This is a genomic window from Streptomyces coeruleorubidus (assembly GCF_008705135.1).
Taxonomy (GTDB): domain Bacteria; phylum Actinomycetota; class Actinomycetes; order Streptomycetales; family Streptomycetaceae; genus Streptomyces; species Streptomyces coeruleofuscus.
Genome location: NZ_CP023694.1, coordinates 843,250 through 857,428, shown reverse-complemented (window position 1 = coordinate 857,428; position 14,179 = coordinate 843,250). Strand labels below are relative to the sequence as shown.

General features: G+C 70.7%; 13 protein-coding genes. 7 read left to right on the top strand and 6 right to left on the bottom strand.

Annotated elements, in window-relative coordinates; translation table 11 throughout:
* Nucleotides 1-115: 115 nt before the first annotated feature.
* The 6 genes from CP976_RS03975 (at nucleotide 116) to CP976_RS03950 (ending at nucleotide 4,066) form a co-directional block, all read left to right on the top strand.
* Complete coding sequence (locus CP976_RS03975; protein WP_150479038.1) at nucleotides 116-706, top strand: TetR/AcrR family transcriptional regulator; 591 nt, start codon at nucleotides 116-118, stop codon at nucleotides 704-706.
* Nucleotides 707-933: 227 nt separating this feature from the next.
* On the top strand, nucleotides 934-1,407 hold the full coding sequence (locus CP976_RS03970) for a winged helix-turn-helix transcriptional regulator (protein WP_150485208.1): 474 nt from the start codon (nucleotides 934-936) through the stop codon (nucleotides 1,405-1,407).
* Between the two features lie 130 nt (nucleotides 1,408-1,537).
* Complete coding sequence (locus CP976_RS03965; protein ID WP_150479037.1) at nucleotides 1,538-2,032, top strand: MarR family winged helix-turn-helix transcriptional regulator; 495 nt, start codon at nucleotides 1,538-1,540, stop codon at nucleotides 2,030-2,032.
* A gap of 153 nt (nucleotides 2,033-2,185) precedes the next feature.
* Nucleotides 2,186-2,803, top strand: coding sequence for a DsbA family protein (locus tag CP976_RS03960; protein WP_150479036.1), 618 nt, complete (start codon nucleotides 2,186-2,188; stop codon nucleotides 2,801-2,803).
* Nucleotides 2,804-2,847: 44 nt separating this feature from the next.
* The gene (locus CP976_RS03955) at nucleotides 2,848-3,654 is read left to right on the top strand and encodes an MBL fold metallo-hydrolase (protein ID WP_150479035.1); all 807 of its coding nucleotides are present in this window, start codon (nucleotides 2,848-2,850) and stop codon (nucleotides 3,652-3,654) included.
* A 1-nt stretch (nucleotide 3,655) separates the two neighbouring features.
* Complete coding sequence (locus tag CP976_RS03950) at nucleotides 3,656-4,066, top strand: nuclear transport factor 2 family protein (RefSeq protein WP_150479034.1); 411 nt, start codon at nucleotides 3,656-3,658, stop codon at nucleotides 4,064-4,066.
* Nucleotides 4,067-4,110: 44 nt separating this feature from the next.
* Here CP976_RS03950 and CP976_RS03945 read toward each other — a convergent pair whose 3' ends face one another.
* From CP976_RS03945 to CP976_RS03920, 6 genes are all read right to left on the bottom strand, one after another.
* Nucleotides 4,111-4,971: a 3-hydroxybutyryl-CoA dehydrogenase gene (locus tag CP976_RS03945; protein ID WP_150479033.1), complete on the bottom strand. Its 861-nt coding sequence runs from the start codon at nucleotides 4,969-4,971 to the stop codon at nucleotides 4,111-4,113.
* 72 nt (nucleotides 4,972-5,043) lie between these two features.
* Nucleotides 5,044-8,271 carry a fused isobutyryl-CoA mutase/GTPase IcmF gene (gene icmF, locus CP976_RS03940; RefSeq protein WP_150479032.1) on the bottom strand — a complete coding sequence of 1,076 codons (3,228 nt, stop codon included), beginning with the start codon at nucleotides 8,269-8,271 and terminating at the stop codon, nucleotides 5,044-5,046.
* Between the two features lie 83 nt (nucleotides 8,272-8,354).
* Nucleotides 8,355-9,323, bottom strand: coding sequence for a PDR/VanB family oxidoreductase (locus CP976_RS03935; RefSeq protein WP_150479031.1), 969 nt, complete (start codon nucleotides 9,321-9,323; stop codon nucleotides 8,355-8,357).
* Nucleotides 9,324-9,341: 18 nt separating this feature from the next.
* Nucleotides 9,342-10,532 carry an acetyl-CoA C-acyltransferase gene (locus CP976_RS03930; protein WP_150479030.1) on the bottom strand — a complete coding sequence of 397 codons (1,191 nt, stop codon included), beginning with the start codon at nucleotides 10,530-10,532 and terminating at the stop codon, nucleotides 9,342-9,344.
* Between the two features lie 28 nt (nucleotides 10,533-10,560).
* The gene (locus CP976_RS03925) at nucleotides 10,561-11,166 is read right to left on the bottom strand and encodes a histidine phosphatase family protein (protein ID WP_150479029.1); all 606 of its coding nucleotides are present in this window, start codon (nucleotides 11,164-11,166) and stop codon (nucleotides 10,561-10,563) included.
* 30 nt (nucleotides 11,167-11,196) lie between these two features.
* A complete protein-coding gene (locus CP976_RS03920; protein ID WP_150479028.1) occupies nucleotides 11,197-12,735 on the bottom strand; it encodes an AMP-binding protein in 1,539 nt (512 codons plus the stop codon).
* A gap of 194 nt (nucleotides 12,736-12,929) precedes the next feature.
* Here CP976_RS03920 and CP976_RS03915 point away from each other — a divergent pair, with 194 nt between their 5' ends.
* A complete protein-coding gene (locus tag CP976_RS03915) occupies nucleotides 12,930-14,171 on the top strand; it encodes an acyl-CoA dehydrogenase family protein (protein WP_150479027.1) in 1,242 nt (413 codons plus the stop codon).
* Nucleotides 14,172-14,179: the final 8 nt, after the last annotated feature.

The following is a 14,179-nucleotide window of genomic DNA, read 5'->3' as shown; positions in this document are numbered from 1 at the left end:
GTGGGTCGGTCGACCGTCGCCGCTGTCGACTCTTTGGATTACGCTCGCAATACCATAGGCTGGGGAAGTCGGTGAAGGGCAACCGGTCCTTCCGGCCGGCGAAGGAGCGTGCGCTGTGGCGCGGTACGGAAAAGAGCACAAGGCGGAGACGCGGCGGCGGATCATCGAGACGGCCGGCCGTCGGTTCAAGCAGGACGGCATCGACGGCTCCGGGGTCTCGACGCTCATGAAGGACGCGGGGCTGACCAACGGGGCCTTCTACGCTCACTTCGAATCCAAGGACGACCTCGTCACCACGGCGATCGCCGACCAGTTGAAGGCGCAGGCCGAGAACGTCGTCGCGCGGGCTGCGCCCGGCCGTGCCGGACTCGAGCAGATCGTGCGCGGGTACCTGTCACCCCAGCACCGCGACAGCATGGGCGACGGCTGTCCCAACGCCGCCCTGCTCGACGAGATCGGGCGCTGCGCCGACACCACCAGGCAGGCGTACACCGACGGCGTGCTGATCCTCATCGACGGCATCGCCGACCGCATGGCGCCCGAGGCCCCCGCCTCCGCACGTGTGAAGGCGCTCAGCCTCCTCGGTCTGATGGCCGGGACACTGCAACTCGCCCGCGCCTTGACCGACAGCCAACTCGCCAACGAGCTCCTCGAACAGGGGGCGAGGAACGCCCTCGCCCTGCTGGATGCCGGGCAGCGCGTCTGACGCACCGCATCCCCAGCGGGCAGTTCGTGGCGGAAGCCCTCGACTTCCTTGAGCGGTAGTGGGTGTCAGGGCGGGCGGCACGTCCGTTGCGGCTCGGTCGTCACTCTCAGCGCATGAACGTCTGGGGCGTTCTCTCTTCGCCGATGGCTGAGTATCTAAAATTAAACTCAAGCTCGGCTAGGATCGCTCCCATGGATGCGTGGACCGAAGTTCTTCAGGACACCGGCATGGACCCCCGACTCGACCGGGACACGTCCAACTGCTCGATCGCGCGGACTCTTGAGATCGTGGGCGAGAAGTGGACCATCCTCATCCTGCGTGAGGTGTGGTACGGCTCGTCCCGGTTCAGTGACTTCGAGCGTGTCCTGGGCTGTCCTCGTAACCTTCTGGCGACGCGGCTTCGGATGCTGGTGGAGGAAGGGATCCTGGCGACCGAGACGTACAAGGAGCCCGGTTCGCGGAGTCGGCCGAAGTATGTGATCACTCCCAAGGGCATGGATCTGGTGCCGGCCGTGATGGGGCTGCTGCAGTGGGGTGACCGTTACCGCGCCGACCCGGAGGGACCGGCGGTGCTGGCGCGACACCGCGAGTGCGGCGCGCGCGTCGACGTCCAGGTCCGCTGCGAACGAGGTCACCCGGTGCAAGCGAAGGACATCGAGAGCGTCCCCGGGCCGGCCTTCCGCTTGAGGTCGTCCGAGTGAGCTGAGGATTCCTCCCGTCGGCTATCCGTGTTCCGGCCGCTCGTCCCGTGCCGCAGGCCGCGCCCGACCGGCCCTGCCGACATGATCGGTACGGTGGTACCGGGGCGGCGATGAGAGGGGCGGCGAGGTCGTGGGTGAGGAAGCGGAGATCAGGACGGCGAAGGAGGCCGCCGACCACGAGCTCATCCTGGCGTTCGGGCGGTTGCAGGGGGCGGCCAACCGGCTGGAGTACATCCTCGGCCGGGCGCTCGAAGTGGAGTGCGGCATCAGTCATCTGGTTTTCGAGGTGCTGCTGATCCTCGGCCGGGCGGGCGAGCCGGGGCTCTCGATGCGGGCCATCGCCCAGGAGCAGGTGCTGACCACCGGCGGTGCCACCCGGCTGGTGGATCGCATGGAGTCGGCGGGTTACGTGACGCGCGCGGAAGCCCCCGGCGACCGGCGCGGGAAGCTCGTGCGGCTGACGCCGCTGGGTGAGGAGACGGTCGTACGCGCGTCTTTGGTGCACCTGGAGAACATCAAGCGGTACTTCGTGGAGCCGCTCCCCGGGGCGGACCGCGAGCGGTTCGCCGAGAATCTGCGGATCCTCAGTCATACGGCTCGAGACGAGCTGCCCCGGCTGCCCTGACCTGCGGCCCGACGGCACCGCCGGTGTCATGACCTCAGTCAACGCCCATGCGTCGCACCTCACGCGACCCTGGAAATATCTGACGAGTCAGTTACTGCTTCCTCAGGTGAATCGCTCGCAGCCGGCGGGCACACATCCCTGCCGAGGTCTTCGATGAAGCTCGTCTACGTCTTCGACGCCTACTGCGGCTGGTCGCACGGGTTCTCCGCCACGCTGCGCGAGGTCGTCGCCCGCCACCCGGGGTTGCCGGTCGAGGTGATCTCCGGCGGTCTGTTCACCGGGCCGCGCCGGGTGCCGATCCGGGAGTTCGGCCACGTCCGGGGCGCGAATGCCCACATCGCCGAGCTGACCGGCGCCGAGTTCGGGGAGGCGTACGAGCGGCTGATCGCCGACGGCTCGTTCGTGATGGACTCCGAGGCCGCCGCCCGCGGTGTCGCGGCCCTGCGCCGGACCGCCGCCGACCGCGCGCCGGAACTCGCCGCGGCTGTCCAGCACGCCTTCTACGTCGACGGCCTCAGCCTGTCGGAGGCGTCCACCTACCGTGCGGTCGCCGAGGCGGCCGGGCTCGACGTGGATGCCGTGATCTCGGCCTTCCAGGACCCCGAGGCGTCATATGCGGCAGCGGAGGACTTCCACCGCGCGGCCGAACTCGGCGTCAGCGGCTTCCCCACCTTGCTGGCGGTGGACGGCAATGCCGTCACCTCCCTGGCCCGTGGCCACGCCACCGCCGACGAGGTCGACCAGCGGCTCGCAGCCCTGGCCACCGCCTGACCTCCTTCTTCTGCCCCCATCCATCACCCTCTAGGAGGCTCCACATGAGCACGCTCGACTTCAAGGTCCTCGACCTCGACTTCCCGGCCGGAAGCAAGAACAAGACCGCCACGCTCGTCACCGGCGAGACCGAAGCCCTGCTGGTGGACGCCGGCTTCACCCGCGCCGACGGCCACCGGCTGGCCGCCGAGATCCTCGACTCGGGCAAGAAGCTGACCACCGTCTTCGTCAGTCACGGCGACCCCGACTTCTACTTCGGCGCGGAGGTCCTCGCCGACGCCTTCCCGGACGCCGTCTTCGTCGCCACCCCGATCGTCATCGAGCACATCCAGCACTCGTACGAGGGCAAGCTCAAGGCCTGGGCCGCGCTCGGCCCGAACCTGCCCACCCGGCTGGTCGGCCTCCAGCCGCTGACGGGTGACCTCACCTTGGAGGGCCACCGCTTCGAGCTCAAGGGCGGCCCGGCCGGTCTGCCCGACCGCCACTACCTGTGGCAGGCCGACCAGCGCGCGGTCCTCGGCGGTGTCCTGCTCTTCCAGCAGGAGCACGTCTGGGTCGCCGACACAGCCACCCCGGGCGACCGCGCGGCCTGGATCGACCTGCTGGACGAGATGGCCTCCCTCGACCCGGAGCTGGTCGTCCCCGGCCACCGCCTGCCGGGCACCGCGGCCGACGCCTCCGCCATCACCGCCACTCGCGACTACCTGCTCGCCTTCGAGGAGGAGCTGGCCAAGGCGGCCGACGGCGCGGCGCTCACCGAGTCGCTCGTGAAGCGCTACCCGGACCACGGCATGCTGATCGCCGCCCAGATCGGCGCCAAGGTCGCCAAGGGCGAGATGAAGTGGGGCTGACATGACGGACTTCGCCACCTCCACCGCCCCCGCCGACGTCGTACGCCGTCAGTACCTGGCCTCCGCCGCCGGTGACCTGGAGGCTCTGCGCGCCACCCTCGCCCCCGACGTGGAGTGGACCGAGATGGCCGGTTTCCCGCTCGCGGGCACGTACCGCACTCCCAGCGGCGTCACCTCCCACGTCATGGAGGAACTCGCCAAGGAGTGGGACGACTGGGCCGCCCACGACGACACCTACGTCGTCGACGGCGAGAACGTCGTCGTCCTGGCCCGCTACACGGCCGTCAACAAGGCCACCGGCAAGCCGCTCGCCGTCCGCGTCGCCCATCACTTCGTCGTACGCGGCGGGCTCATCGTCCGCTTCGAGCAGTTCGTCGACACCGCGCTGGTACGTGAGGCGATGAGTGCCTAGACGGTTACGCCACCTGGAGCTTCGCCCCAGGCGGGCATACGCGCTCAGGCGTCGTAGACGTGGAAGCCGCGGCCGCTCTTGCGGCCGAGGTGGCCCGCGGCGACCATGCGGCGCAGGAGGGCCGGTGGGGCGTACAGCGGCTCCTTGAACTCCTCGTACATCGACTCGGCCACGGCCTGGGCGGTGTCGAGGCCGATGAGGTCGAGCAGCCGCAACGGCCCCATGGGGTGGGCGCATCCGAGTTCCATGCCCCGGTCGATGTCCTCCGGCTGCGCGGCGCCCGACTCCACCATCCGTACCGCGCTGAGCAGGTAGGGCACCAGGAGGGCGTTGACGACGAAGCCGGAGCGGTCGGGCGCCTGGATGGCCTGTTTGCCCAGCTGCTCGGCGAAGCCGCGGGTGCGGCGCACGGTGTCCGCGCTGGTGGTGAGGGCGGGAATGAGCTCCACCAGCTGCTGCACGGGCACGGGGTTGAAGAAGTGCATGCCGATGACCTGTGCGGGCCGCTCGGTGACGACGGCGAGATCGACGATGGGGATCGATGAGGTGTTGGTGGCCAGGACCGCCGCGGGGTCTTCGACCACCTTGTCGAGGGTGCGCAGGACATCCGTCTTGATGTCGCGGTTCTCGGCGACCGCCTCGACGACGAACTGGCGGTCGGCCAGGTCGCTGAGGTCGTGGGTGAAGGAAAGCCTGGCGAGGGCCTGGTCCCGCTGCTCCTCGCTGAGCTTGCCGCGCCGTACGCCTCGGTCGAGCGAGGCGGTGAGCCGGCGGCGGCCTGACTCCAGCGCGTCCGGCGTGGCCTCGGCGACTCGGACGTCGATGCCGCCGCGGGCCGCGACTTCGGCGATGCCGGAGCCCATGAGGCCGCATCCGACCACGCCGAGACGAGTAACGGGATCCATCTGAGGTCCTATCTGCTGAGTCGCTGCGGGGTGGCTTCCGGGACTTTACGAACACGCCCTACGGGGGCTGGGTCAGACGTTGCGGCGGTACTGTCCGCCCACCTCGAAGAAGGCCTCGGTGATCTGCTGGAGGGAGCAGACCCGGGTGGCGTCCATGAGGACGGCGAAGACGTTGTCGCCGTTCGTCGCCGCGTTCTTGAGAGCGGTCAGGGCGTCGTGGGCCCGGTCGCGGTGGCCGGTGTGGAAGTCCCGCACGCGCTCCAGCTGGGACTGCTTCTCCTCCTCGGTGGCCCGGGCGAGTTCCAGCTCCTGAGGCCGGCTGTCGCCGCCGGGGCGGAGGAAGGTGTTGACGCCGATGATGGGCAGGGTGCCGTCGTGCTTGCGCTGCTCGTACAGCATCGACTCGTCCTGGATACGGCCCCGCTGGTAGCCGGTCTCCATCGCGCCCAGTACGCCACCGCGCTCGCTGATCCGCTCGAACTCCTGGAGTACGGCCTCCTCCACCAGGTCCGTGAGGTCGTCGATGATGAACGAGCCCTGGAGGGGGTTCTCGTTCATCGCCAGGCCCCACTCGCGGTTGATGACGAGCTGGATCGCCAGCGCCCGCCGCACCGACTCCTCGGACGGGGTGGTGACGGCCTCGTCGTAGGCGTTGGTGTGCAGCGAGTTCGCGTTGTCGTAGATGGCCGTGAGGGCCTGGAGGGTGGTGCGGATGTCGTTGAAGTCCATCTCCTGGGCGTGCAGGGAGCGTCCGGAGGTCTGGACGTGGTACTTCAGCTTCTGACTGCGTTCGTTGGCCCCGTACTTCTCCTTCATCGCGACGGCCCAGACACGGCGTGCGACCCGGCCGAGGACGGAGTACTCGGGGTCCATGCCGTTGGAGAAGAAGAACGACAGGTTCGGGGCGAAGTCGTCTATGTGCATGCCCCGGGCGAGGTAGGCCTCGACGTAGGTGAAGCCGTTGGCGAGGGTGAAGGCGAGCTGGCTGATGGGGTTCGCGCCGGCTTCGGCGATGTGGTAGCCGGAGATGGACACGGAGTAGAAGTTGCGGACCTTGTGGGCGATGAACCACTCCTGGATGTCGGCCATCATCCGCAGGGAGAACTCGGTGGAGAACAGGCAGGTGTTCTGGCCTTGGTCCTCCTTGAGGATGTCGGCCTGCACCGTGCCGCGCACGCTCGCGAGCGCGTGGGCCCGCAGCTCCTCCGCCTCCTCGGGGGACGGGTCACGGCCCTCGGCGGCTCGGAACTTCTCCGTCTGCTGGTCGATGGCGGTGTTGAGGAAGAACGCCAGGATCGTCGGCGCGGGGCCGTTGATGGTCATGGAGACCGAGGTCGTGGGTGACGTCAGGTCGAAGCCGTCGTAGAGGGCCTTCATGTCCGCGAGCGTGGCCACCGACACCCCGGAGGTGCCGACCTTGCCGTAGATGTCGGGGCGTTCGTCCGGGTCGCGGCCGTAGAGGGTGACCGAGTCGAAGGCCGTGGACAGGCGGGTGGCCGGCTGGCCCTCGGAGAGCAGCTTGAAGCGCCGGTTCGTGCGGAACGGATCGCCCTCACCGGCGAACATCCGCGCCGGGTCCTCGCCGTCGCGCTTGAAGGGGAACACGCCTGCTGTGAAAGGGAAGTAGCCGGGCAGGTTCTCCCCGCGCCAGAACCGCACCAGCTCCCCGTGGTCGGTGAAGCGGGGCAGGGCGACGCGCGGGACCTTGTTGCCGGACAGGGACTCGCGGGTCAGCTTGGTGCGGATCTCCCTGTCCCGGACCTTCACCACCTGCTCGTCCCCGGAGTAGGAGGCGATGACGGCGGGCCAGTTCCCGATCTGCTCCGTGATCTGGTGCGGGAGCTGCTTACGGGCGTCGTCGAGCAGTGAGTCCACGTTCGCCGCGTCGGAGCCGGCCTCGACGAGCTCGTCCCGGACCGCTTCCAGGCGCTGCAGCCGCCTGGCCGCCTCGGCCAGTCGCTCGGTCTCGGCGTGGTACGCGCGGACCGTCTCGGTGATCTCGGCGAGGTAGCGCACCCGGCCTGCGGGGACCACCTGCCGGATGCCGGAGGAGTGGCGTACCCCGACCGGTGCCAGCGCGCCCTCGGACAGCGGCAGGCCCTTCTCCGCCAGGCCCGTTTTCAGGTGCTGGTAGAGCGCGGTGACACCGTCGTCGTTGAACGTCGCCGCCGACGTGCCGTACACCGGCATGTCCTCGGGCCGCATGCCGAACGCCTCGCGGTTGCGGACCAGTTGGCGGCCCACGTCACGCAGCGCGTCCTGCGCGCCGCGCCGCTCGAACTTGTTGATCGCCACGACGTCGGCGAAGTCGAGCATGTCGATCTTCTCCAGCTGCGAGGCGGCACCGAACTCCGGTGTCATCACATACAGCGAGGTGTCGACGAACGGCACGATCGCCGCGTCGCCCTGGCCGATGCCCGGCGTCTCCACGATCACCAGGTCGAACCCGGCGGCCTTGACCACGTCGATGACGTCGGTCAGGTGCTCGGGCAGCTCGCGACTGCCACGGGTGGCCAGGCTGCGGAAGAAGACCCGGTTCCCGTCCAGGGAGTTCATGCGGATCCGGTCGCCGAGCAGTGCTCCGCCGCCGCGGCGGCGGGTCGGGTCGACCGCGATCACGGCGATCCTCAGCTTGTCCTGCTGGTCGAGGCGGAACCGGCGCACCAGCTCGTCCGTCAGTGACGACTTGCCCGAGCCGCCCGTGCCGGTGATGCCGAGCACCGGCATGACCCGCGCCGCGGCGGCGGCCCGCAGCCGCTCCAGGAAATCGGGGGGCAGCTTGCCCAGTTCCGCGCCGGTGATGGCGCGGGCGATCGCGAACCGGTCACCGGCCAGCACGGCGGACGCGTCGGTCGGCTTGCCGTCCCAGAGGTCGAAGTCGCAGTCCTTCACGACAGAGTTGACCATCCCGGCCAGGCCCATCCGCTGCCCGTCCTCGGGCGAGAAGATGGTCACCCCGCTGCCGAGCAGCCGGGCGATCTCCTCGGGCACGATGACGCCGCCTCCGCCGCCCACCACACGGATGTGGTCGGCTCCCCGCTCGCGCAGCGACTCGACCAGGTACTCGAAGTACTCCACGTGCCCGCCCTGGTACGACGAGACGGCGACACCGTGGGCGTCCTCCTCCAGAGCGGCGTCCACGACCTCCCGCACCGACCGGTTGTGTCCGAGGTGGATCACCTCGGCGCCCTGGGACTGGAAGATGCGCCGCATGATGTTGATCGACGCGTCATGCCCGTCGAACAGAGCCGAAGCCGTGACCAGACGGACGGGATGCACGGGTCGGTGCAGATCACTCATGGGGGCCTTCCCGGACGGGGCGGAGGTACTGCCGACAGAAGAGATACTAGGACGTCCTAGTAAATTGCTGGTAGTGATCGCCGTCACAGATCCAGGACGAGTCGAGTCCCGCACGAGCGGGACACGCAGATGAGCATGGTGTCGCAGGCAGCCCGCTCGTCCTCGGTCAGCAACGAGTCGCGGTGGTCGGGCTTGCCGTCGAGTACGTCGGTCTCGCAGGTGCCGCAGGTGCCTTCCCGGCAGGAGAAGTCCACCGCGACACCGGCCTGCTCCACGGTTTCGAGCACCGAGCGGTCCGCCGGGACGGTGAGGGTGAGCCCGGATCGTGCGAGCTCCACCTCGAAGGCCTCGGCCTGGCCGGTCGCGTCCGTCCGTACCGGGGCGAACCGTTCGACGCCCAGCGTGCCGGGAGGCCAGTCCCCGCAGTGTTCCTGCACCGCCTGCAACAGGGGCTCGGGACCGCAGGCGTGCACCAGCGTGCCCTCTTCGGGGACCCCGAGGTGGGCCGCGAGGTCCAGCAGGCCGTACTCGTCCTGCGGACGGACGAGTACCCGGTCCCCGTGCGGGGCGAGGCGGTCCAGGAACGCCATGGAGGTGCGGGTGCGCCCGCCATACAGCAGGCGCCAGTCGGCCCCCGCGGCCTCGGCGGCCTCCACCATCGGGAGGATGGGCGTGATACCGACGCCACCGGCGATGAACAGGTGGCGGGCGGCGGGCCGCAGCGGGAAGTTGTTCCGCGGACCGCGGACCCGCACGGCGGCGCCTTCGCCCAGGTGGTCGTGGACGTACGCGGAGCCGCCGCGGCCCTGCGGCTCGCGCAGCACGGCGATCTGCCAGGAGTCGAGCGCCGCCGGATCTCCGCACAGGGAGTACTGACGGATCAGACCCCCGTCGTCACCGTTCAGGAGTACCTCGATGTGGGCGCCCGGTGTCCAGGCGGGGAGCATCCCGCCGTCGGGGCGGCGCAGGGTGAGGGAGACGACGTCGTCGGCGGCGAGGGTACGGGCCGCCACGACAAGGGTCGTCGCGACCGAGGTCAGCTGGACGTTCACGATGATTCGGCTCCGGGTTCAGTCCTGGGTCGGCACATGCAGCAACAGCGCGTCGCCCTGGCCGCCGCCCCCGCACAGGGCCGCCGCTCCGCTGCCGCCTCCACGCCGCCGCAGTTCCGCCGCGAGAGTCAGCACCAGCCGGGCTCCGGTCATGCCGACCGGGTGCCCGAGCGCGATCGCTCCGCCGTTGACGTTCACCTTGTCGAGAGGGAGGTCCAGCTCCCGTACGGAAGCCAGGGCCACTCCGGCGAACGCCTCGTTGATCTCGAACAGGTCCAGGTCGGCGGTCTTCAGGCGGCCGTCCCGGGACAGGGCGTCGCGGACCGCGCCGGCCGGCTGGACGAGCAGTGAGGGGTCGGGGCCGGCGACCGTTCCGTAGGCGCCGATCTCGGCGAGCGGGGTCAGGCCCTCGAACCGGGCGCGCTCCGCGCTCATCACGACGACGGCCGCGGCGCCGTCGGAGAGTTGTGAGGAGTTGCCCGCGGTGATGGTGCCCTCGCCGGAGAAGGCGGGCCTCAGGCGCCCGAGGCTCTCGGCGGTGCTTCCCGGCCGTACGCCCTCGTCGGTGTCCACCACGGTCTCGCCCCGGCGTCCCGCCACGGTGACGGGGGCGATCTCGGCGGACAATGCCCCCGACTCCTGGGCGTGGGCTGCCCGTTGATGGGACAGCGCGCTGTACTCGTCCTGCTCCTCGCGGGTCAGGGCGAACGGCCGCTGGTAGCGCTCGGTGGCCGCGCCCATGGAGACGCCGTCGAAGGCGCAGACCAGGGCGTCGCGGTCGAGGGCGTCCTCCGCCGCGGCGGAGCCGTACTTCCAGCCGGTGCGTGCCCCGCGCAGCAGGTGGGGGGCGTCCGACATGGACTCCATGCCACCGGCGACGACCACTTCATGGCGGCCGGAGGTGATCATGAGGTCGGCCAGGGCGATGGCGTGCAGACCGGACAGGCAGAGCTTGTTGACGGTGCTCGCGGGGACGGAGAACGGAATGCCGGCGCGGACCGCCGCCTGCCGCGCCGAGTTCGGGCCGGCCCCGGCCTGCACGACGTGACCCATGACGACGGCTTCCACGGCCGCCGGGTCCAGACGGGCGGCGGCCAGTGCCGCGCCGATGGCGTGGGCGCCGAGGTCGACCGCGGACACGGTGCTCAGGGCACCCGCCAGCCTGCCGATGGGCGTCCTTGCTCCGGCGACGATGACGGATCCGGGCATGCCGGGACCTCCTGGGGTGTGGGGCGGGTCAGGCGACCGCGTCGACGGCACGTTCGGCGACCATGTGGGCCGTCTCGTTCACCGAGTGCAGGACGATCCGGCCGCCGGGCATGCGCCGCACCCGGCTGACGGACGTGTAGTCGGGGTGGAACCAGAACATCGTGGGCAGGCCGAGTACCGTCGCCAGATAGGTGTTGGTGATGCCGCCGTGGCACACGACCGCGACCCGCCCTCCGGGATGGGCGTCGAGGATGGTGCCCATGGCCCGCCCGGCACGGGCGCGGAAGGCGTCCCAGTCCAGCTCGGGCACGAAGTCCTCGTAGCGCCCCTCGGCGAGCGCCGCAGCGCGGGGATCGTCCGCGCCGATCTGCTCCGGCGGCATGTAGGGCTGGGACACGTCGGTGTCCCACTCGCGCAGGTCGTCGAGGACGGTGGCGGTCATGCCGGTGAGGCGCTCCAGGGGTGCCACGGTCTCGCGGGCACGCCGGTACGGGCTGGAGTACAGCGCGTCGACGTCCTCGTGCACGAGCCAGGAGGCGAGGCGCTCGGCCTGGGCGGTGCCCTCCGGTGACAGCCGGGGGTCGAACACGCCCGCCTGGGGGAGGCCGTGCCGGATGAGGAGGAGTTCGGTCATGGGTGGTGGTCCTTACTGGGTGGGCCCGGCTCAGCCGGCGATGGTCCGTTCGGAGTGCCAGTACGGGCGGCGCATCGCGCGTTTGTCGAGCTTGCCCATCGCGTTGCGCAGCAGCTCGGGGACGAACTCGTACGACTTCGGGCACTTGTGGGCGGCGAGGTGCTCGCGGCAGAACCGGTCCAGCTCATCGGCCGGCGGCTCGTCCGCCGCCACCACGACCAGCGCCCGCAGGGACTCGCCGAAGTCCGGGTCGGGCACGCCGACGACCGCGACCTCGGCGACCGCCGGGTGCCGCCGCAGGACCGCCTCGCTCTCGGCCGGGTACAGATTGACGCCGCCGGAGACCACCACGTCCGCGGCCCGGTCGGTGATGAAGATGTAGCCGTCCGCGTCGACGTAGCCGATGTCGCCGAGCGTGAAGACGCCGGGGGAGAGATAGGCGGACCTGGTCTTGTCCGGGTCCGCGTGGTAGCGGACGCCCTGGTCGTCGGGTGCCCGGAAGGCCAGCAGTCCGCGTTCGCCGGGCGGCAGCCGCCGGCCGTCGTCATCGGTGACCAGGACCTCGAAGGGGGCCCGGACGCGCCCGACGGAGCCCGGGTGCGCCAGCCACTCGTCGCTGCTGATGCGGGCCACGGTTCCCGCCTCGCTGGCGCCGTACGACTCGGTCAGCACCGGACCGAACCACTCGATCATGGCTCGCTTCACGTCCGGCGGACATGCCGAGCCGGTGTGGGACACCTGCCGCAGGCTGGAGACGTCGTACCGGGCGCGGACCTCCTCCGGGAGGGCGAGCAGCCGCTGGAAGTGGGTGGGCACCATCACCGTCGAGGAGACCCGCCACCTCTGCACCCGGCTGAGGAACGTCTCCCCGTCGTATCTGCCGAGGACGACCACCGGCTGACCGGCCGCCAGGTGGCGCAGCGAGGTCAGCGGCGCGTTGTGCTGGAGCGGGCCGCACACCAGGTGCGGTCCCGGCGGGAATCCGGGCCGGGCGGACATCGCGGTGAGGTAGGCGGCGCTGTCGGCGACCGGGCCGCTCACCCAGCGCACCTCGGTGCCGCGCGCCCGTCCGGTGGTGCCTGAGGTGTAGACGAGCGGAGGCCGGGCGGGCCGGTCCGCCGGGACGGCGCGTCCGGCCGGCGCGGCCGCCAGCCACAGGTCCCAGTCGAAGGCGTGCCCGACGGCCGGCGTTCCGTGCGTCACCAGCGGCAGGCCCAGTTCCCGGGCCGCGTCCAGGGCGGCACCCGCCCCGGCGGGACCGGTGACGATCGCGGTCACGCCCGCGTCGATGATCTGGTCGACGAGTTCGCCCGAGGTGAGGTTCCGGGACGTGGCCACGGTCCCGACCCCGGCGCGCAGGCCGGCCAGATGGGCCACCAGCGTCGGGATCGCGTTGTCACCCAGGACGGCGATCCGGTCGTCGGGGCCGGGCGCGAACTCCAGCAGCCGTGCCGCCGCCCGCGCCACCTGGTCGGCGAGGCCGGACCAGGACAGCACGCCCAGGTCGTCCACCAGGGCGGGTTCCTCGGGTGTCTCCTGGGCGCGACGGTCGAGTGGCAGCAGCGACATGGCTCCTCCGGCGGCTCATCGGCCCTCTCCCGATTCGAGGGGAGAGGTGATGCGGAGACTGTAGCGTTTATCAAGAAAGTACGGAACACTCTGATCCCAAGCGGAGGCGTTACCGCATGCTCAAGGGACCTGCAAGCACACTTTGTCGCCACCGTTACTGAATCTTTCGTCTGGTAAGTGTCCGAGGAGGAGTCATGCCCCAGCCCGATCCGGACGCATGGCGCACGCAGGTACGGCAGTGGCTGGCCGGCGTGCTCGAACCGGCGCGGGCGCCGGAGTCCGCCGGAGAAGATGCCGGTCTCGCCGTGTTCCACAACCTCCCCGAAGACGAGGAACGCCTGCTGCTGGAGCGCTGCCGCGCCTACCAGCGGGCCCGCTTCGACGCCGGCTACCAGGCGCTGACCCTCCCCGCGGACAAGGGCGGCGCGGGCCTGACCGCCGCCCACGTGGCCGCCTTCGCCGAGGAGGAGTCCGCCTTCGAGGTGCCACCCTCCACCGAGCTCATCAGCGTCACCGTGCGCCTGGTCGCGATGGCCGTCTCCCTGTTCGGGACCGCCGAACAACTCCACGACCATGCACGCGCGTTCCTGCGCACCGACCTGCTGGCCTGCCAGCTCTTCAGTGAGCCGGGTGCCGGGTCCGACCTCGCCGCCCTGCGCACCCGCGCCCGGCAGGCCGACGGGGGCGAGTGGGTGATCGACGGCCAGAAGGTGTGGACCTCGGGCGCCCAGTTCGCCGACTACGGCCTGCTGCTCGCCCGCACCGACCCGGACGTCGTCAAACAGGCCGGCATCACCGCCTTCCTGGTCCCGATGGACGCCCCGGGCGTGGAGATCCGCCCCATCCGGCAGATGAGCGGCGGCGCCTCCTTCAACGAGGTGTTCCTCAGCGGCGTACGCGTCCCGGACCGGCTCCGGATCGGACGGCCGGGCCAGGGCTGGGAGGTCGCCACCACCACCCTCGCCTTCGAACGGACCGCCTCCGGCAGCGGCAACCGCCGCAAGGGCGGCACCTTTCCGGACGTGCTCGCGCTCGCCCGCTCCCTCGACCGCACCTCGGACCCGCTGGTCCGCCAGCGGCTCGCCGACCTGTACGTGCGTGCCGCCCTGCGCGCGGCCACCGTGGATCGCGTCGCCCGGACGAGCGCGGCCGGCGGCCGGCCGGGTCCCGAGGCGTCGTTGACCAAGCTCATGGCCTCCGACCTGCTCACCCGCACGGGACAGGTCGCCGCCGAGCTGATGGGTGCGCGCATCAGCGCCGACACCGGGGAACCGGGCACCTTCGCCTGGACTCAGCACCTGCTCGGCGCCCCCGGCTACCGGCTGGCCGGAGGCACCGACCAGATCCAGCGCAACCTCATCGGCGAGCGGGTGCTGAAGCTGCCACCCGAGCCGCGGGCGGACCGGGCGCCGTTCTCGCAGCTTCCCGGCAACTGAGGGACTGC